A 17,827-nucleotide genomic window follows, 5' to 3' on the forward strand; every position below is an offset into this window, starting at 1 on the left:
CGTTCTCCCCCCCCCCCCCTCCCCCCCCCCCCCCCCCCCCCCCCCCCCCCCCCCCCCCCCCCCCCCCCCCCCCCCCCCCCCACGCGCGTTCCGGGCGGCGGCGCGTCAGGAACCCGTCGCCAGGAACTGCGTCGCCGCCAGCTCCGCGTAGAGCGGATCGCCCGCCACCAGCTCACGGTGTGTGCCCACCGCCCGCACCCGGCCCCCGTCCATCACGACGATCCGGTCGGCCATCGTCACCGTCGACAGCCGGTGCGCCACCACCAGCACGGTGGTCGTCCGGGCGACGTCCGCCACCGTGTCCCGCAGCGCCGCCTCGTTGACCGCGTCCAGCTGCGAGGTCGCCTCGTCGAGCAGCAGCAGCCGGGGACGCCGCAACAGGGCCCGCGCGATCGCCACCCGCTGGCGCTCACCGCCGGACAGCTTCGTCCCCCGGTGCCCCACCAGCGTCTCCAGACCCTGGGGCAGCCGGGCGACCAGCCCGTCCAGCCGGGTCGTCTTCAGCACCCGCGCCACCGCGTCGTCGTCCGCCTCCGGATTGCCCAGCAGCAGGTTGTCGCGCAGCGAACCGGACAGCACGGGCGCGTCCTGCTCGACGTAGCCGATGGAGGACCGCAGATGGGACAACTCCCAGGTGGCGAGATCGCGTCCGTCGACGGTGATCGTGCCGGACTCCGGGTCGTAGAACCGCTCGATGAGCGAGAACACCGTCGTCTTGCCCGCGCCCGACGGCCCCACGAACGCCGTCATGCCCCGCGCCGGCACGTCGAACGTCACCCCGTGGTGCACGTACGGCAGATCGTCGGCGTACCGGAAGCGGACGTCGGCGAAGGCCAGCGAGGCCGGTTCCGCGGCGGGGGAGGGCAGGGGCGCCGGACGGGCCGCCGCCGGCTCGGCGGGCAGCCGCAGCGCCTCCTGGATCCGGCTCAGCGCCGCCGACCCCGTCTGGTACTGGGTGATGGCGCCGACGACCTGCTGGATCGGCGACATCAGATAGAAGACGTACAGCAGGAACGCCACCAGGGTGGCGACATCGATCGCGCCGGTCGCGACCCGCGCCCCGCCCACCGCCAGCACGGTGATGAAAGCGGTCTGCATGGCCAGCCCGGCCGTGTTCCCGGCCGCCGCCGACCACTTGGCGGCCCGCACGCTCTGCCGCCAGGACTCCTCCGCCGCCGTGTGCAGCGTCTCCTCCTCGCGGTGCTCGGCGCCCGACGCCTTCACCGTGCGCAGCGCGCCCAGCACCCGCTCCAGCGACGCCCCCATCACACCCACCGCGTCCTGCGCCCGCCGGCTCGCCCGGTTGATGCGCGGCACGATCACCCCGAGCACCGTGCCCGCGCCCAGGACCACCGCGAGCGTGACCCCCAGCAGCACCGGATCCACCAGGCCCATCATCACCACGGTCGCCAAGAGCGTGAGCCCGCCGGTGCCGAGGCCGACCAGCGAGTCGGTGGTCACCTCGCGCAGCAGGGTCGTGTCGGAGGTGATCCGGGCCATCAGGTCGCCGGGCTCGCTGCGGTCCACGGCCGGGACACGCAGCCGGAGCAGGTACGACGACAGCGCCCGCCGCGCGCCCAGCACCACCGACTCCGCCGTACGCCGCAGCACGTACGAACCCAGCGCCCCCACCGCCGCGTTGGCGACGACCAGCCCGGACAGCGCCAGCAGCGCCCCGGTTATCGCCCGGTCGTGGGACAGGTCGTCGATCAGCCCCTTGGCCACGAGCGGCAGCAGCAGTCCGGTGGCCCCGGTGACCAGCGAGAGCACCGCCCCCGCCAGCAGGGCCCAGCGGTGCGGCCGGACGTAGTCGAGCAGCAGCCGCCACGGGGGCCGTTCGCCGGCTGTCTCTGCGATGCTCACGGGGCTCCTTCGGAGGTCGGACGGAGCCTTCAGGCTACGGCGGCGGCCGCGTGACGTGGCCGGAAGGAGGGGTTCGGCGACCGGTCGGCCATGCCCTTACCGATCAGTCACGCGTAGGGTCGGCGGTGGGACGGACGACCGCCGAGGAAAGGGCAGCACCATGCCGCAGGAAGTACGCGGAGTGATCGCGCCGGGGAAGAACGAGCCGGTGCGGGTGGAGACGATCGTGATCCCCGATCCCGGCCCCGGGGAAGCCGTGGTGAAGATCCAGGCGTGCGGGGTCTGCCACACCGACCTGCACTACAAGCAGGGCGGGATCAACGACGACTTCCCCTTCCTCCTCGGCCACGAGGCGGCGGGTGTCGTGGAGGCGGTCGGCGACGGCGTCACCGATGTCGCGCCCGGTGACTTCGTGATCCTGAACTGGCGGGCGGTGTGCGGACAGTGCCGCGCGTGTCTGCGGGGCCGGCCCTGGTACTGCTTCGACACGCACAACGCGAAGCAGCGGATGACGCTGACCGACGGCACCGAGCTGTCCCCGGCCCTGGGCATCGGCGCGTTCGCGGAGAAGACGCTGGTGGCGGCCGGCCAGTGCACGAAGGTCGCTCCGGCGGTGTCGGCGGCGGTCGCGGGGCTGCTGGGCTGTGGGGTGATGGCGGGCATCGGCGCCGCGATCAACACCGGCAACGTCGGCCGCGGTGACACGGTCGCGGTCATCGGCTGCGGCGGGGTGGGTGACGCGGCGATCGCGGGGTCGAACCTGGCCGGCGCGGCGAAGATCATCGCCGTCGACATCGACGACCGCAAGCTCGCCACCGCGCGGACGATGGGCGCCACGCACACCGTCAACTCCAAGGAGACCGACCCGGTCGAGGCGATCCGTGAGCTGACCGGCGGCTTCGGCGCGGACGTCGTGATCGAGGCGGTCGGCCGCCCGGAGACCTACAAGCAGGCGTTCTACGCCCGTGATCTGGCCGGCACGGTCGTCCTCGTCGGCGTGCCGACCCCGGAGATGAAGCTCGAACTGCCGCTGCTGGACGTGTTCGGGCGGGGCGGGGCGCTGAAGTCGTCCTGGTACGGCGACTGTCTGCCCTCCCGCGACTTCCCGATGCTGATCGACCTGCACCTGCAAGGCCGCCTGGACCTGGAGGCGTTCGTGACCGAGACAATCCAACTCGACGAGGTGGAGAAGGCGTTCGAGCGGATGCACCACGGGGACGTGCTGCGTTCGGTGGTGGTGCTGTGATGGCCGCGCGCGTCGAACGCCTCGTCACCTCCGGACAGTTCAGCCTGGACGGCGGCACCTGGGACGTGGACAACAACGTGTGGATCGTCGGCGACGACCACGAGGCGATCGTCATCGACGCCGCCCACGACGCCGCCGCCATCGCCGAGGCCGTGGGCGACCGCCGGCTGACCGCCATCGTGTGCACCCACGCCCACAACGACCACGTCGGCGCGGCCCCCGCCCTCGCGGAGCTGACCGGCGCGACCATCTGGCTGCACCCCGACGACCTGCCGCTGTGGAAGCTCACCCACCCCGACCGCGAGCCCGACGCCCACCTGGTCGACGGGCAGGTCATCGAGGCCGCAGGCGCCGACCTGACCGTCCTGCACACCCCCGGGCACGCGCCCGGCGCGGTCTGCCTGTACGACCCCGGACTCGGTGTGCTGTTCACCGGCGACACCCTCTTCCAGGGCGGCCCCGGCGCCACCGGCCGCTCGTACAGCCACTTCCCGACGATCATCACCTCCATCCGGGAGCGGCTCCTGTCCCTGCCGCCCGAGACGAAGGTGCTCACCGGCCACGGCGACGCCACGACCATCGGCGCCGAGGCACCGCACCTTCAGGAGTGGATCGCCCGGGGCCACTGACCGTCCCGGCCGGCGGAGCAGCTGCGTCCCACCGGGTGACTTCCCCGGGAAAGGCGACAGAAGATGTCCGGCTTCCCCGGGACCCTCTCAGTGACACCACTCGGTGACACCACTCGGTGACACCACTCGGTGACACCACTTGTGAGGGAAAGGGAGGCCGGACATGCCGGGTCCGCTGGAGGGCAAGGTCGCACTGGTCGCGGGGGCGACCCGGGGCGCCGGACGGGGCATCGCCGTGGAGCTGGGCGTGGCCGGCGCCACCGTCTACGTCACGGGACGCACCACCCGGGAGCGCCGCTCCGAGTACGACCGCCCCGAGACGATCGAGGACACCGCCGACCTGGTCACCGAGGCCGGCGGCCGGGGCATCGCCGTACCCACCGACCACCTCGACCCCGAGCGGGTCCGCGCGCTGGTCGACCGGATCGACGCCGAACAGGGCCGTCTCGACGTCCTCGTCAACGATGTCTGGGGCGGCGAGAAGCTCTTCGAGTGGGACACCCCGCTCTGGGAGCACGACCTCGACAACGGCCTGCGGCTGCTCCGCCTCGCCGTCGAGACACACGCCATCACCAGCCACCACGCCCTCCCGCTGCTGCTGCGCCGGCCGGGCGGACTGGTCGTCGAGATGACCGACGGCACCACCGAGTACAACCGCGACACCTACCGCGTGAACTTCTTCTACGACCTGGCCAAGGCGTCCGTGCTGCGGATGGCCTTCGCCCTCGCCCATGAAATCGGGCCGCGCGGCGCCACCGCTGTCGCGCTCACCCCGGGCTGGCTGCGCTCGGAGATGATGCTCGACGCGTTCGGCGTCCGCGAGGAGAACTGGCGCGACGCCGTCGACCGCATCCCCCACTTCGCCATCTCCGAGACGCCCCGTTACGTCGGCCGGGCCGTCGCCGCCCTCGCCGCCGACCCCGACGTGGCCCGCCTCAACGGACAGTCCTTCTCCAGCGGCGGCCTCGCCCCGGTGTACGGCTTCACCGACCTCGACGGCAGCCGCCCGGACGCCTGGCGGTACATGGTCGAGGTCCAGGACCCGGGCAGGCCGGCGGACACCACGGGCTACCGCTGAGCCTCACGCGTCACCCACCGGCAAGGTCGACCAGCGCGCGGGGTGCCCCGGCGGCAGCGCGAGATCCTCGCGTACGGCGGTGTAGTACCCCTCGCGGCCGGCCCGCTGCCGCTCCAGCAACACCTGCCAGGCCTGCGGGTCGCGCGTCCCCTCGCGCATGAACCGTTCCATGTCCATCACCGCCGTCACCCACACCCGCGCCCGCTCCACCACCTCCCGGCTGCCCAGCATGATCAGCGCCTCCCCGGCCGGGTCGCGTCCGTCGGTCGCCTCCGCCAGCAGCGGCTCGGCCTCCGCCGGGGTCAGGGGGTGCGGGTGAGGGTCGTTGCCGAGGTGGGAGGCGACGCGGTACGTCAGGTTCACCGACCTCTTCAGCGCCCGCGCGTAGTCGCCGTACACCGCCAGCCGCCGCTCCTCCCACCGTGCCGCCGTCTCCCGCCGGAACCTGGCGCCGTCGCTGCGCACGATCGCCAGATACGAGCCGAGGGCACCGATCACGACGCCGATGAGAGCGGGGAGTTGCTGTATGAACGCCGACATGCCCGCACGATATCCGCCGAGCTGATCACCCCGGGAGCGACAGTGCCGCGAGCACCCGGTCCACATCCGCCTGCGACGTCCGCCAGTTGCTGAACGCCGCCCGCAGCCCCGGCACCCCGCCGTACACCGTCGGGGTCAGGAAGGCCTCCCCGGAGGCGGTGACCGCGTCCGCCAGCGCGGCCACCCGCTCCGGAGTGGGATCGTCGGCGAGGGTGAAGCAGACGACGTTCAGCCGGACCGGGGCCAGCAGCCGCAGCCCGTCGAGCGCGGCCACACCCTCGCCGAGGCGCGCGGCGAGGGCCACGTTCCGCTCGACGATCTCCCGGTGCCCGGCCCGCCCGTACGCCACCAGGGAGAACCACGCGGGCAGGGCGCGCAGCCGACGGGAGTTCTCCGGGGTCAGATGGAGGAAATCCGGCTCACCGGTCGGCGGACCGAGGTAGGGCGAGGCGTTGTGGAACACCCGTACCTGGAGGTCACGGCGCCGGGTGAACTGGACGGCCGCGTCATAGGGCACGTTCAGCCACTTGTGCAGGTCCACACAGACCGAGTCGGCCGCGTCGAGCCCGTCGACGAGGGACGCGTACGCGGGGGAGAGGGCGGCGAAACCGCCGAAGGCCGCGTCCACGTGCAGCCAGAAGTCGTACCGCTCCCTGAGCGCCGCGATCGCCCGCAGGTCGTCGAAGTCGACGGTGTTCACCGTGCCCGCGTTGGCGACGACGATCGCGGGCCGGCCGTCCAGCGCGGCGAGGGCCCGCTCCAGCGCGCCGACGTCGACGGCCTCCCGGTTGCCGGGCAGCACGGGCACCTGCCGCAGCCGGTCCCGGCCGATGCCGAGGACGGACAGCGCCTTGCCCACGCTGGAGTGCGGGCTGCCGGAGAGCACCTCGACCGGGCCGAGCGCGGCGGCGCCCTCCCGGGACACGTCCACGCCCAGCCGCTCGCCGAGCCACTCCCGGGCGACGGCGAGCCCCACCGTGTTCGACACGGTCGCGCCGGTCACGAACGCCCCGGAGTGCGCCTCGCCCAGCCCGAACAGCTCCCGCAGCCAGACCACCGTCTCCCGTTCCAGCGCGGTCGCCCAGGAACCGGCGGCGCCCGAGCCGTTCTGGTCGTACGCGGCGGTCAGCCAGTCCCCGGCGACCGCGGCGGGCGTCGCGCCGCCCGTGACGAAGCCGAGGTAGCGCGGTCCGGCGGAGGCCGAGAAGCCCGGGGCCCAGCGCTCGGCGAACCGCGCCAGCGCGCCCTCCGCCCCCGCGCCCCCGTCCGGGAGGGCGTCCGTGCCGGGCGCCCGGTCGAGGCGGGCCACCGGCCGCTCGGCCAGGCCGCCCAGCTCACGCACGGCGAGGTCGGAGGCGGACTGCAGGAGTGCGGGGAGCCGGGAGAGATCGTCGGCGAGCGTCGGGTGCATACGCAGGACCCTAGGCCCGGGACACGGGCCGGCACCTGGTCCACTTGAGAGAAACTGGACCGATGGAGGAAGGTTTCGCCGGTGGCCTCGGGCCCTGGCGCGAGCGCCCCGGCCCGTTGGCCCGTCGCCTCGCCGGCGCCGTGCGCGAGGCCGTCGTGGACGGCCGGCTGACGCCCGGCACCCGGCTGCCCTCCGAGCGGGAACTGGCCCGCACCCTCGGCCTCAGCCGCGGCACGGTCGTCACCGCCCTCGCCCTGCTGCGCGACGACGGCTGGCTGCACACCCGGCACGGCAGCGGCAGCGCCGTACGGCTGCCCGCCCGCCTCACCGAACGCACCACCCCCTGGTCCCTGGACCGGGGCGGAGCCGGCGACACCGACCTGGACCTCACCCTCGCCGTCACCGCCGCCCCGCTCGAGGCCTACCGCGCCGCGCTGGCCCGCGCCGCCGAACGCAGCGCCACCCTCCTCGTCGACGCCGGCGTCGCCTCGGCCGGCCTGCCCCGGCTGCGCGAGCTGCTCGCCGACCGCTACACCCGCACCGGCCTGCCCACCCGCCCCGAACAGATCCTCGTCACCTCCGGCGCCCAGGCCGCCCTCACCCTCCTCCTGGACCGGCTGCACACCGACCGCCGCCGCCCGGTCGCCGTCGAGAGCCCCACCTACCCCGGCGCTCTCGCGGTCCTGCGCCGCCGCCGCGCCCGGCTGCTGCCCCTGCCCGTGTCCGCGCCGCACGGCTGGGACACCGCCGGCCTCGCCGACGCCGTACGCACCCGGGGCGTCCGGCTCGCCTACCTCGTCCCCGACTTCCAGAATCCCACCGGCGCCCACATGAGCGCGGCGACCCGCGCCGGGATCGCCCGCCTCCCGCTCACGGTGATCGCCGACGAGACGATGCGCGACCTCGATCTGCGCACCCCGCCCGGCACCGAACCCCGGCTCGCCGGGGACGACGTGATCCAGATCGGCTCGGCGAGCAAGACCGTGTGGAGCGGCCTGCGGATCGGCTGGATCCGGGCCCGCGCCGGTCTCGTACGCGACCTGTGCGCCGACCCGCTCCAGGCACAGCTCTCGCCGCCGCCCCTGGAACAGCTCATCGCCTGTGAGCTGTTCGGCGACGGCCCGGCCTTCGACGCGCTGCTCGCCGACCGCCGCGCCCGGCTGCGTGCCCAGCGCGACCATCTGGCCGCCCTCCTCGACGGCACCGGCTGGACCTGCACGGTCCCGGGCGGCGGACTCACCCTGTGGCTGCGCCTCGGCGCGGACGTCCGGGCCGCCGACCTCGCCGCGCGCGCCGCACGGCGCGGGCTGGCGGTGACCCCGGGCCCGCACTTCGCCCCCGACCGGACGACCCTGGCCCACCATCTGCGCCTGCCGTTCACCGCCACACCCCCGACCCTCACCCGCGCGGTGGCGCTGCTGCGGGAGTGCCTGTCCGAAGGTCCGTAGGAACTTCACCGTTTCGTCACAGCCTGGGGCGGCCTACAACCGATGCGTGGGTACGACGGTCTACCAGGGGGAGATCGGGCCACAATCGCGCCGGGAAGAGGGCAGGCATGGGGGACATACGCAGACGAGGAGCCGTCGTACTCGGGGTCACGGGGCTGCTGGCACCGCTGACGCTCGCCCTGGGCGCGGCGCCGGCGCAGGCCGCGAGCTGTACGACCCAGGCCGGCCCCTATCAGAAGCAGGTCGAGAAGTTCCTCGGCCGGCCCGTCGACGGCAGGCAGTCGACCGCCGACTGCAAGGCCATCCGGGCGTTCCAGACCAAGCATGGCATCACCCCTAACATCGGCTACGCCGGGTCCGTCACCTGGGGTGTGATGGATCTCATGAACAAGCAGAAGGCGGTGGGCAGCAACCCCAACCGGGACCGCAAGTGCCCGACCAACAAGGGCCGCATCGCCTGTGTGAACCTCACGCTCCAGATCAGCTGGATCCAGGACGGCAGCCGGCTCGTCTACGGGCCCGTCCCCGTCCGCACCGGCCGCAACGGCTACGAGACCCGCACCGGCCTGAAGAAGATCTACTGGCGGCACATCGACCACGTGTCGAGCATCTACAACGTGCCCATGCCGTACAGCCAGTTCTTCGACGGCGGGCAGGCCTTCCACTCGGTGGGCGTCAGCATGTGGAACCCGCCGGGCTCGCACGGCTGCGTCAACATGACCAAGACGTCCGCCCAGAAGTACTGGTCGCTGTTGAAGAACGGCGACGACGTCTTCGTCTACGGCCGCAAGCCGGGCACCTGACGGGCACCTGACGGGCGTCGGGCACACGCGGGCGGCCGGTCGCCCGGGGCGAACTCACCGGCCGCTCTTGACAGATGGACGTGATCAGTAACACGTCCGATATGTCCGTCTTGTTCCCGATGGCTCACGGTGCCTTCACCTCCGACATCGTAAGATTCACACCATGTCCACCACTGTTGAATCCCTCTCCGAGCGATCGGCTGCGGAGGTCAACGAGGAGATCCGGGCCCTGTGGCTCCGGTCGGGCGGGACACTGAGCGTCGAGCAGCGCGCGGAGTACCAGCGGCTCGTCCTGGAGTGGGCCGCCGCGGCCCCGCCGAACGAGAACGCGGCCTGACGCTCCCCGAGGACCGCCGTGCCTCACCCACCGAAGCGGGCACCCTGACCGGGTGCCCTTTTCGCTGTCCGGCTCAGCCCCAGGTCGTCGAGTAGTAGTCCCGGTACGCCCTGCGGTCCTGCTCCGCCCGGATGTACCGGGTCGCGACGAGAGCGACCAGGCTGCCCGCGATGACCAGCAGACCGGGCCCGATGTTGCGCGGGTCGGTCAGCCGGGCCGCCAGATCCACGCCACCGCCGCCTGTCACGGGAGTGGTCGAGCCCGGCGAGGCGGCACCCGGGGCGCTCGCGGCCTGGGTGGGCGAGACCGAGGGCTGGGGGGCGCCGGAGGCCGCGGCCCCGCCGCCCTGCCCCGCGTTGTCCGACGGAGCGGCCACGATCAGCTGCACATTGAGCTGCGCCAGCGCGCGCGTCACCGGCTGGAAGAACGTCGTACCGCCCGTCGTGCAGTCGCCGCTGCCGCCCGAGGTGATGCCCAGGGCGATGCCCTCGGAGAACATCGGGCCGCCGCTGTCACCGGGTTCGGCGCACACGTTCGTCTCGATGAGCCCGCTGACCGTGCCCTCCGGGTAGTTGACCGTCGCGTCCAGCCCGGTGATCTCGCCGTCGCGCAGTCCGCTGGTGCTGCCGCTGCGGAACACCCGCTGGCCGACGGCCGCGTCACCGGTGCCCGTGATGCGCACCCCGTTGCCGTCACCGATGGCCACGATGTCGGCCCCGGCGCCGGCCTCGCCGTCGGCGTACTGGACGAGGGAGAAGTCACTGACCGGGAAGGTGGAGTTGATCATGGCGCCCACCTCCTCCTTGCCCTGGTTGTCCGCGAACCAGGTCGAGCCGTTGGGCCCGCAGTGCCCGGCGGTGAGGATGAAGTCGCTTGTGCCGTTGGTCACGTTGAAGCCCGCCGAACAGCGCCCGGCGGTCGACAGGATCGGCAGGGCGCCGTTGAGACGGGTGGTGAAGGTGCCCTTGGTGCGTTCCATCCGGACGAAGCTGCCGATGTCCGCCGCGGCCCGCGTCATCCCGGACCAGTCGGAGGCCGACACGGTGCTGTCGCCCTGCACGACCACCTGGTTCGCCTTGTAGTCCAGCACCCACGCCGTTCCCGGCACCTTGGGCGCCGAACGCAGGGCCTTCGTGGCCGCCTTCAGCTCGTTCATGCTGTGCCCGACGACCTTCGCCGTCACGCCCGCCTCGCGCACCGTGGCGGCCGTGTCCTCGTCGGTGACCGCGACGACCGGACGGCCGTCGTCGCCGATCCAGGTGCCGGCCGTGTGCGCGGTGCCGAGCTTCTCGACCAGCTCCGCCCCGGGGTTCGTGACGACGGGGTCGTCGGACGCTCCGCGGGTCACCGCATCGGCGGCGGGCGGCTCGCTCGCCATGGCGGCCTGCGTGACCATGGCCCCTCCCAGGAGGAGTCCGCCGACGGCCGCCAGCCGCGTCACTCGCCTGACGATCCGTCGTCGTACATGCCTCATGTATGGCTCCCGAAACCCCGAACGCGCGGCCTCAACACCGCGGGGCCCTCCGGTCGTTGAGTGCCCTCATCTCCATACGTGCGCGGGGCCCGACGCGTTCAGTGCGGACGTGATCACATTGCGGCCCGGCCGGATCGGGCGGCCCGATCAGCGTTTGCGCGCCACCGCGCCGAACATCGCGACCTCCTCGGGCTCGCCGCCGGTCTCCGCCGGGCGCCAGCGGGAGCAGGACACCACGCCGGGTTCCAGCAGGTCCAGACCGTCGAAGAAGCGGGCGACGTCCTCGGGCGTGCGCTGGGTCAGCTTCGGTGTGCCGTGCTCGTTCCAGAACCGCACGGCCTCGTCGACGTCCGGCATCGCCGGGCTGGTGACGGTGTGCGACAGCACCAGGTGACTGCCCGACGGCAGCCCGTCCATCAGCCGGCGCACCAGCCCGTACGGGTCCTCGTCCGCGCCGATGAAGATGACCACGCCGAGCAGCATCAGCGCCACCGGCTCGGTGAGGTCCAGGGTCTTCGCCGCGTGGTCGAGGATCGCGTCCACGTTGCGCAGATCCTCGTCGAGGTAGTCGGTACAGCCCTCCGGCGTGCTGCTGAGCAGGGCGCGGGCGTGCGCCAGGACCAGCGGGTCGTTGTCGACGTACACGACCCGGGCGTCCGGGGCGAGCCGCTGGGCCACCTCGTGCGTGTTGTCCGCGGTCGGCAGTCCGGTGCCGATGTCGAGGAACTGGCGTAAGCCCGCCTCGGTCACCAGGTGCTCCACCGCACGGCCGAGGAAGAGCCGGTCGGCGCGGGCGTACGCGCCGATGCCCGGGTGCAGCTGTCGGATCCGGTCGCCGGTCGCGCGGTCGACCTCGTAGTGGTCCTTGCCGCCCAGCCAGTAGTTCCAGATACGGGCGGTGTGCGGCTGGGTGGTGTCGATACGGCGGTACGGATCCTGGGCGTCAGCGGTGGTGGCAGTGGTAACCGTGGCGGCCGGTGGGTTCTCGGTCATGGATCGGCTCCTGGGGAAGAAGGGGAGGGCTCGTTCGACCGGCGATCTCGGTCAACCAGCAATCTAGAACGCCGAGTCGGCCTGCGTGGAGCGTCCCGTCGGCCCTCCGCCACCGTTGTCCGATTCCGATTCCGATTCCGATTCCGATTCCGATTCCGATTCCGATTCAGGCTCCGGCTCCGGCTCCGGGCTCGCGCCGAGCCGCGTCCGGCTCGGCGGATCGCCCCATACGGCCGATCCGCCGGTGTAGGGGCGCAGCAGCGCGGTCAGCTCCGGGTCGCCGCGGCCGTTCAGCTCGTCGGAGGCGAACCTGCGGGCGATCCCGGCGAGGAAGTCGGCGAGCTGCACCCGCGCGTCGGACCCCGCCACCACGAGCCGCAGCCCGGTGAGTCCGATGCCCTGGCCCCGTGCCGCGTCCTCGATCCAGGCGATCCGCTCCGGGGTCAGCATGTTCTGCCGGTCGTGCGCGAGCCGGACCGGCCGCCCGCCGCGGCTCCAGTGCGCGGCGGTGCGCAGGATCGACGACGGCAGGGGATTGAGCACCGGAATGAGCGGAGCCCGGCCGTCCCGGATCGCCTCCCGATAGGAAAGGGCCCTCGGCCGTCCCTGCGCGAACCGTTCCAGAATGTCCGCCGCCGCCGTCCCGGAATACGCCTGCCGCAGTGTGCCGACCGTGCGGAAGAACTCCTCGACGGGTTCCCCCGACGCCTCGTCGACGCGCACCCGCAGCAGCCGGTTGGCAGCCGTGAGGAATTCGCGCCATTCCTCCGCCGAGAATGTCGCCCGCCCGTCCCGGTAGAGCGAGACCGCCGTTCCCGGATCGTCGAGCAGCAGGTCGGCGGCCCGGTCCACCAGGAAGAAGGCCTTCTCGACCAGATGCACATGGGCGTGCCCGTACAGCGGTCCGGACGCGGAGAGCAGCCATTCCAGCACAGCCCGGTGTTTCCCCCGCAGCAGATGGTTCGCCTTGTACTCCTCGGCGGGAGAACGGATCCGGCCGCGGATCTCCCGGATGTGTCCGGCCGCGGATTCCACCGGAATCCCCACACTGGCGTGCGCGAACACGTCCGTGTTCCCGCCGGTGAGATTCTCCCCGTCCGATCCGGACTCGTCACAGGCCGCTTCCACGGATGTCCCGTTCACGTGATCCCAGGTCACGCGTCAGCCCCCTATCTTGTGCCCCATGACCAGGATCCCGCACGACACGTCCGGTGAACCGAATCCGTTGCAGGCCCTCACCCTCGACCGTCTCCGACGCCGTACGAGCATGAAATGGCGCACCTACCCGGACGACGTCCTTCCGCTGTGGGTCGCGGAGATGGACGTGCCGCTCGCCGAGCCGGTGGTCCGCGCGGTCACCGACGCCCTCGCGCTGGGCGACACCGGGTATCCGGCCGGGACCGGCTACGCGGAGGCGCTGGCCGGGTTCGCCGCCAAGCGGTGGGGCGGGCACGGGATCGCGGTCGAGCGGACCACGATCGTGCCCGATGTGATGCTGGGCGTCGTCGAGATGCTGAAACTGGTGACCGGCCCCGGGGACCCGGTGATCGTCAACCCACCCGTGTACCCGCCGTTCTTCCAGTTCGTCGAGCACCTGGACCGGCGGATCGCCGAGGCGCCGCTGGGTGCCGACGGGCGGCTCGACCTCGCGGTGCTGGAGCGGGCCTACCGGCGCGCCGTCGCGGGTGGCCGGCGGGCCGCTCACCTGCTGTGCAGCCCGCACAATCCCACCGGCACCGTGCACACCGCCGAGGAGCTGTCCGCCGTCGCCGCGCTCGCCGGGCGGTACGGCGTCCGGGTCGTGGCCGACGAGATCCACGCCCCGCTCACCGCGACCGGCGTCGACTTCGTGCCGTACCTGAGCGTGCCCGGCGCGGAGAACGGCCTGTCCCTGATGTCGGCGTCCAAGGCCTGGAACCTGGCCGGACTCAAGGCCGCCCTGGCCGTCGCGGGCCCCGGCGCGGCCGCCGACCTGGCCCTGCTGCCGGAGGAGGTCTCGCACGGCCCGAGCCATGTCGGCGTCCTCGCCCATGCCGCCGCCCTGCGCGACGGGACCGCCTGGCTGGACGCCCTGCTGGCCGGGCTCGACGCCAACCGGCGGCTGCTCGCCGAGCTGCTGGCCGCACACCTGCCCGAGGTCCGGTACCGGCCGGGCGAGGCCACCTATCTGGCCTGGCTGGACTGCCGTTCCCTCGGTCTCGGTGACGACCCGGCCGAGGTCTTCCTGGCGCGCGGACGGGTGGCGCTGAGCGCCGGACCGCTGTTCGGCACGGGCGGAGCCGGGCATGTACGGCTGAATCTGGCCACGTCGCCGGAGATCCTCACCGAGGGGGTGCGCCGGATGGCGGCCGCCCTGCGCTGAAGGACGGCGGGCTGACGCTGCCTCCGTGGTGACGACTGCCGCTGCCTAGACTTCCGGTATGGATGAGAAGTCGCTCGACCGGCTGTCGGCGGGCAAGTACCTGCTGATCACGAGCTATCGGAAGAACGGAACCGGGGTCGCCACCCCTGTCTGGGTGGTGCGCGACGGTGACACGCTCGGTGCCTGGTCGGCCGCCGACGCCTGGAAGGTGAAGCGGATCAGGGCCCGCGGGGACGTCCTCGTCGGCCCCTGCGACGTCCGCGGCAACCCCACCGGGGAGCAGATCCCGGCCACCGCCGAGATCTGCGACCCGGAGACCACCGCCCGCTACCGCACCCTGATCACCCGCAAGTACGGCCTGCTCGGCCGTCTCACCCTGCTCGGCAGCCGGCTGCGCCGGGGCCTGGACGGGACCGTCGGGATCCGCGTCACGCTGTGACCACGGAGGACTGCGAACACGGAGAAACCGTGAGCACGCAGAAACCGTAAGCACGGGAGCACGGGCAGCACGAAGAAAGGGGGCGTGGACCGTGCGGTCCACGCCCCCCCTCGCGGTCTACGGCCTATGACCTACGGGCTAAGGCGCTACGGCCTACGGCGCGTCCGTGACCGTCCCCGTCAGCGGCGGGTGGTCCGGCAGCGGATCGCCGCTGTCGTCGGTGAGCGCGAGCCGCATCGACTCGGCCGGCTCGGCCACCTGGTCCTTCACCGTCGGCACGATGAAGTCGGTGGTCGTGGCCCCGGCCGGGACGCCCATCCACACCCACACGTTCGCCTCGGACAGCGGGCGCTCCGGGTCGGGCGAGGCACCGGAGTTCTCCGCGAGCCACTGCGGGTCCACGTCCTTCGTGGACAGCTCCGCGCCCTCGGTGACCGGGAACACCCGGACCGGCTGCCAGATCTCCACGTCGGCCGGCTCGGAGAGGGAGATCCGCCAGGTCAGCGACCCGCCCTCGGTCACCTTGTCCGCGACCGGCGTCAGGGTGACCTTCGGCGCCGGGTCGTCCTCCTCGGCCGTGACCCCGCCCTGGGCGGAGCCGACGACCGCGCCGCGCACGGCCTTCACCAGCAGGTCCTGCTGCTTGCCGTAGCCGAAGCGCGTGTCGCCCTTCACCTCGAACGGCACGTCGATCGGGCTGACCCCGGGCCGAACGGTGACCAGCTTCTCCTGGGCCGCGCCGGTCTCCGGGTCGACCACATAGAAGCGGACCTTGCCGCTGCCGTGGCCGGACACCTTGACCGGGACGCGGTAGGTGCGGGTACCGGAGTCGCCCTCCTTGACCGTGAGCCGGCCGATGTCGACGCGGGGCAGCGCCGCCGCCTTGACCGCGGGGGTGCCGGGAGCCCAGCCCCAGGCGTCCATGAACCAGGCCTGCCCGGACCCCGAACGCGGGGTCAGCTCAAGGGACTTGACGTGCTTGAGGTCGAGCCCGGCGCGGGTGGCGGCGGTCAGCGGGACGCGCAGCTCACGGGCCCAGTAGGAGGCGGTGCGCTCGGAGCCCGGCAGCCCGTCGACCGTGACCCGGCCGAGCTTCGCGCGGCGGCCGGCGGAGTCGGTGACGGTCACGTCCAGCTTGGTGCCGGTGGTGTTCGGCGGCACGAACACACGCAGCGCGAGGCTCTTGGCGCCGGAGAGGGAGACGGGGGCGGTGGAGGTGATCTTCGTCGGCGTGCCCGGCGCGGACCACTTCAGCGCGACCGCGTTGACGCCGGTGTCCCGCTCCAGGGCCCACCATCCGAAGTGCGGTGACCGCCCTCCGGTCTCGGAGTCCAGACAGGCCTTCGCCGGGTCGGGGTCCGACCAGCACACCCGGCCGCCGGTCACCTTCACCCCGCCGTCCAGCAGGAATCCGCCGGTGCGGCGGGCACCGACGGCGTGCGTCAGGACGCGGGCCGGGTCGGCGGAGGGGGCGCGCCTGCCCGTGCCGTCGAGCAGCGGGCGCACCCGGTCGTCACCGGCGACGAACAGCCGGGCCGCCGCCGCGATGTAGGTCGCACCGGCCTTGTGCTGCTGGTCGGCGGTCAGCCGGGTCGGGGCGCTCGTCGAGCACACCGGGTCCCGCTCGCCCTCGGTGTCCTCCCAGAAGTCGTCGAACGAGGGCGCGACCGCCTTGCCGGGCGTCCACTCGGTGTTGAAGAAGTTGTGGTTGGCGCCGACCATGTACACCGCGCTGTGCAGGGCGGTGCCCCGGCTGATGCCGCGCGTGCCGTCGACGAACACCTCGCCCTCGAGGTCGGAGACGTCACCGTCGCACCCCGGCAGGATCGACGCGGACGGCACGTCGGCGACCGGATTCTGGCCGAAGATCGTCGGTCCGACGAGGACCGTGCCGCGGATCTTCCAACGGACCGGACCCCGGTAGCCGTCCTGGTGAGCGGGCGGCGGGTAGAGGCTGTCCAGCGCGGCGCGGTTGACGCCCTCGCCGCCCCGCGAGTGCCCCACGAGCAGGACCCGCGAGAGGTCGGCCTTCGGCGCGTCATGCACGACCGCCGGGGCGGTGGCCGGGTTCGCCGCCCAGCCGGCCCACCGGGCGAGGTGCTGGCGCACCAGCGAGGAACGGGCCTGCGCGCCGCCGTCCTCGGCCGCCCAGTCCTGGCCGTTGATGCCGTTCGCCGAGACGGAGACGGTCACATAGCCCTGGGAGGCGAGGAGCTTCTGGTCCTGGAGATAGCCCCTGTAGCTCGGGATCGCCTTCGTGCCGGCCGGGCAGGGCCAGTCGCCGGTGGCGTCGTCGGCGCCCGGCTTGTAGCAGGTGCTGTGCCGGCCGTGCAGGAACAGCGCGAGCGGCCGCTTGCCGGTGGCGCCCTTGGGAGCGACGACCACGGCCTGCATCTCGACCGGAGCGGCGAAACCGGGCAGCTTCACCGGGTCGAGGTCGTACTCGCCGGTGACCGTGCGGTACGCGCCCGGCTTGCCGGGGTCCACCGGGTTCGCCGGGGCCGGGGCGGGCGGCCGGGCCGCCGCCAGTGAATTCCGCTCACCGCGGCCGGAGTTGTCGGCGGGCGCGTCCAACCGCTGTCCGCCCGCGAGGACCTGAAGGTCCGTCAGCGGCGTGGCGCGGTCCAGGGTGAGGCGGAACGTGTGCCCGTCCTTCCCGGGCCGCGGTGTGCCGAGCAGCCGTCCCGCCGCGTGGAACTCGACGCGGGCGTCCCCCATGGGGACGGGCGTGGCCGACCGCCAGACCAGCTCACGCGCGGCACCGTCGCCGGTGAGGCGCCAGCCCGGTGGCAGCCCGCTGCCGGAATCCGCCGCCGCCGACGTCGCTGTCCCGGGCGGCTGTTGGGCCTGCGCCAGTCCCGGTGATGCCGCCAGTGCCGCGAGCACGGCAACGGCGGTGACACCTATTCGCCGGGCATGGATCAAGGGTCCCCTCCTCGCACTTCGAGCGCGGGGGCCCCGTCCGTACCGGGAGCCCCTCACGCCCCGGAGGAAGCGAAACGGGACCTGTGGGTTGCCTGTGCCGGCCGAGTCTGCCCGGACAGCACAAGAATCCGGTCACCCGGGACCGGCCCGCCGGGACCACGGGAAGGTCACCTCATGAGCCCGACTCCCCCTCTGCGCAAGGCGGTCGTCGGCACCGGCCACCGCGCCCGGACCGCTCGCCGAGGCCGGCGCACCGCCCGCCGCCGCCTGAGAGCCCGA

The 17,827-nt window shown here is 73.0% G+C and carries 15 protein-coding genes; 8 read left to right on the top strand and 7 right to left on the bottom strand.

Translation table 11 applies throughout. The features are described from left to right. Positions 1-105 precede the first annotated feature (105 nt). Positions 106-1,863 (bottom strand): ABC transporter ATP-binding protein, encoded by a 1,758-nt coding sequence (locus ACZ6D7_RS39650; RefSeq protein WP_469501582.1) that lies wholly within the window; start codon positions 1,861-1,863, stop codon positions 106-108. Between the two features lie 160 nt (positions 1,864-2,023). Here ACZ6D7_RS39650 and ACZ6D7_RS39655 point away from each other — a divergent pair, with 160 nt between their 5' ends. The 3 genes from ACZ6D7_RS39655 (at position 2,024) to ACZ6D7_RS39665 (ending at position 4,816) form a co-directional block, all read left to right on the top strand. Continuing rightward, entirely contained in the window at positions 2,024-3,109 is a 1,086-nt protein-coding gene (locus ACZ6D7_RS39655) for an S-(hydroxymethyl)mycothiol dehydrogenase (RefSeq protein ID WP_469501585.1), read from the top strand. Then, complete coding sequence (locus ACZ6D7_RS39660; protein WP_469501589.1) at positions 3,109-3,738, top strand: MBL fold metallo-hydrolase; 630 nt, start codon at positions 3,109-3,111, stop codon at positions 3,736-3,738. Before ACZ6D7_RS39655 ends, ACZ6D7_RS39660 begins: the two co-directional genes overlap by 1 nt. 163 nt (positions 3,739-3,901) lie before the next feature. Beyond that, positions 3,902-4,816: an SDR family oxidoreductase gene (locus ACZ6D7_RS39665; protein ID WP_469501590.1), complete on the top strand. Its 915-nt coding sequence runs from the start codon at positions 3,902-3,904 to the stop codon at positions 4,814-4,816. 3 nt (positions 4,817-4,819) lie between these two features. Here ACZ6D7_RS39665 and ACZ6D7_RS39670 read toward each other — a convergent pair whose 3' ends face one another. Both ACZ6D7_RS39670 and ACZ6D7_RS39675 read right to left on the bottom strand, forming a co-directional pair. Further along, entirely contained in the window at positions 4,820-5,356 is a 537-nt protein-coding gene (locus ACZ6D7_RS39670) for a hypothetical protein (protein WP_469501592.1), read from the bottom strand. A gap of 25 nt (positions 5,357-5,381) precedes the next feature. Beyond that, positions 5,382-6,767 carry a pyridoxal phosphate-dependent decarboxylase family protein gene (locus tag ACZ6D7_RS39675; protein ID WP_469501594.1) on the bottom strand — a complete coding sequence of 462 codons (1,386 nt, stop codon included), beginning with the start codon at positions 6,765-6,767 and terminating at the stop codon, positions 5,382-5,384. Positions 6,768-6,829: 62 nt separating this feature from the next. Here ACZ6D7_RS39675 and ACZ6D7_RS39680 point away from each other — a divergent pair, with 62 nt between their 5' ends. The 3 genes from ACZ6D7_RS39680 to ACZ6D7_RS39690 all read left to right on the top strand — a co-directional run bounded on the left by ACZ6D7_RS39680 (position 6,830) and on the right by ACZ6D7_RS39690 (position 9,355). Then, positions 6,830-8,215 (top strand): aminotransferase-like domain-containing protein, encoded by a 1,386-nt coding sequence (locus tag ACZ6D7_RS39680; RefSeq protein ID WP_469501597.1) that lies wholly within the window; start codon positions 6,830-6,832, stop codon positions 8,213-8,215. A 107-nt stretch (positions 8,216-8,322) separates the two neighbouring features. Next, positions 8,323-9,018 (top strand): L,D-transpeptidase family protein, encoded by a 696-nt coding sequence (locus tag ACZ6D7_RS39685; protein WP_469501599.1) that lies wholly within the window; start codon positions 8,323-8,325, stop codon positions 9,016-9,018. A gap of 163 nt (positions 9,019-9,181) precedes the next feature. Next, entirely contained in the window at positions 9,182-9,355 is a 174-nt protein-coding gene (locus ACZ6D7_RS39690) for a hypothetical protein (protein WP_469501601.1), read from the top strand. A gap of 73 nt (positions 9,356-9,428) precedes the next feature. Here ACZ6D7_RS39690 and ACZ6D7_RS39695 read toward each other — a convergent pair whose 3' ends face one another. The 3 genes from ACZ6D7_RS39695 to ACZ6D7_RS39705 form a co-directional block, all read right to left on the bottom strand. Next, positions 9,429-10,829, bottom strand: a complete 1,401-nt coding sequence (locus ACZ6D7_RS39695; RefSeq protein WP_469501604.1) for a S1 family peptidase — start codon at positions 10,827-10,829, stop codon at positions 9,429-9,431. Positions 10,830-10,976: 147 nt separating this feature from the next. Beyond that, on the bottom strand, positions 10,977-11,822 hold the full coding sequence (locus ACZ6D7_RS39700) for an SAM-dependent methyltransferase (RefSeq protein ID WP_469501607.1): 846 nt from the start codon (positions 11,820-11,822) through the stop codon (positions 10,977-10,979). Positions 11,823-11,885: 63 nt separating this feature from the next. After that, positions 11,886-12,980: a hypothetical protein gene (locus ACZ6D7_RS39705; RefSeq protein WP_469501609.1), complete on the bottom strand. Its 1,095-nt coding sequence runs from the start codon at positions 12,978-12,980 to the stop codon at positions 11,886-11,888. A 25-nt stretch (positions 12,981-13,005) separates the two neighbouring features. On the opposite strand from ACZ6D7_RS39705, the gene ACZ6D7_RS39710 reads away from it, so the two are divergent. Together ACZ6D7_RS39710 and ACZ6D7_RS39715 are read left to right on the top strand one after the other, a co-directional pair. Continuing rightward, positions 13,006-14,184, top strand: coding sequence for a MalY/PatB family protein (locus ACZ6D7_RS39710; protein ID WP_469501612.1), 1,179 nt, complete (start codon positions 13,006-13,008; stop codon positions 14,182-14,184). A 58-nt stretch (positions 14,185-14,242) separates the two neighbouring features. After that, a complete protein-coding gene (locus ACZ6D7_RS39715; RefSeq protein ID WP_469501614.1) occupies positions 14,243-14,623 on the top strand; it encodes a PPOX class F420-dependent oxidoreductase in 381 nt (126 codons plus the stop codon). Positions 14,624-14,776: 153 nt separating this feature from the next. Here ACZ6D7_RS39715 and ACZ6D7_RS39720 read toward each other — a convergent pair whose 3' ends face one another. Beyond that, positions 14,777-17,548, bottom strand: coding sequence for a hypothetical protein (locus ACZ6D7_RS39720; protein ID WP_469501617.1), 2,772 nt, complete (start codon positions 17,546-17,548; stop codon positions 14,777-14,779). Between the last annotated feature and the right edge of the window lie 279 nt (positions 17,549-17,827).

The sequence above is a fragment of the Streptomyces sp. NPDC041784 genome (genome assembly GCF_055591025.1).

Coding starts and splice junctions, on each gene's coding strand:
- ACZ6D7_RS39655 (WP_469501585.1), top strand. CDS start 2,024: ATGCCGCAGGAAGTACGCGGAGTGATCGCGCCGGGGAAGAACGAGCCG.
- ACZ6D7_RS39660 (WP_469501589.1), top strand. CDS start 3,109: ATGGCCGCGCGCGTCGAACGCCTCGTCACCTCCGGACAGTTCAGCCTG.
- ACZ6D7_RS39665 (WP_469501590.1), top strand. CDS start 3,902: ATGCCGGGTCCGCTGGAGGGCAAGGTCGCACTGGTCGCGGGGGCGACC.
- ACZ6D7_RS39670 (WP_469501592.1), bottom strand. CDS start 5,356: ATGTCGGCGTTCATACAGCAACTCCCCGCTCTCATCGGCGTCGTGATC.
- ACZ6D7_RS39675 (WP_469501594.1), bottom strand. CDS start 6,767: ATGCACCCGACGCTCGCCGACGATCTCTCCCGGCTCCCCGCACTCCTG.
- ACZ6D7_RS39680 (WP_469501597.1), top strand. CDS start 6,830: ATGGAGGAAGGTTTCGCCGGTGGCCTCGGGCCCTGGCGCGAGCGCCCC.
- ACZ6D7_RS39685 (WP_469501599.1), top strand. CDS start 8,323: ATGGGGGACATACGCAGACGAGGAGCCGTCGTACTCGGGGTCACGGGG.
- ACZ6D7_RS39690 (WP_469501601.1), top strand. CDS start 9,182: ATGTCCACCACTGTTGAATCCCTCTCCGAGCGATCGGCTGCGGAGGTC.
- ACZ6D7_RS39695 (WP_469501604.1), bottom strand. CDS start 10,829: ATGAGGCATGTACGACGACGGATCGTCAGGCGAGTGACGCGGCTGGCG.
- ACZ6D7_RS39700 (WP_469501607.1), bottom strand. CDS start 11,822: ATGACCGAGAACCCACCGGCCGCCACGGTTACCACTGCCACCACCGCT.
- ACZ6D7_RS39710 (WP_469501612.1), top strand. CDS start 13,006: ATGACCAGGATCCCGCACGACACGTCCGGTGAACCGAATCCGTTGCAG.
- ACZ6D7_RS39715 (WP_469501614.1), top strand. CDS start 14,243: ATGGATGAGAAGTCGCTCGACCGGCTGTCGGCGGGCAAGTACCTGCTG.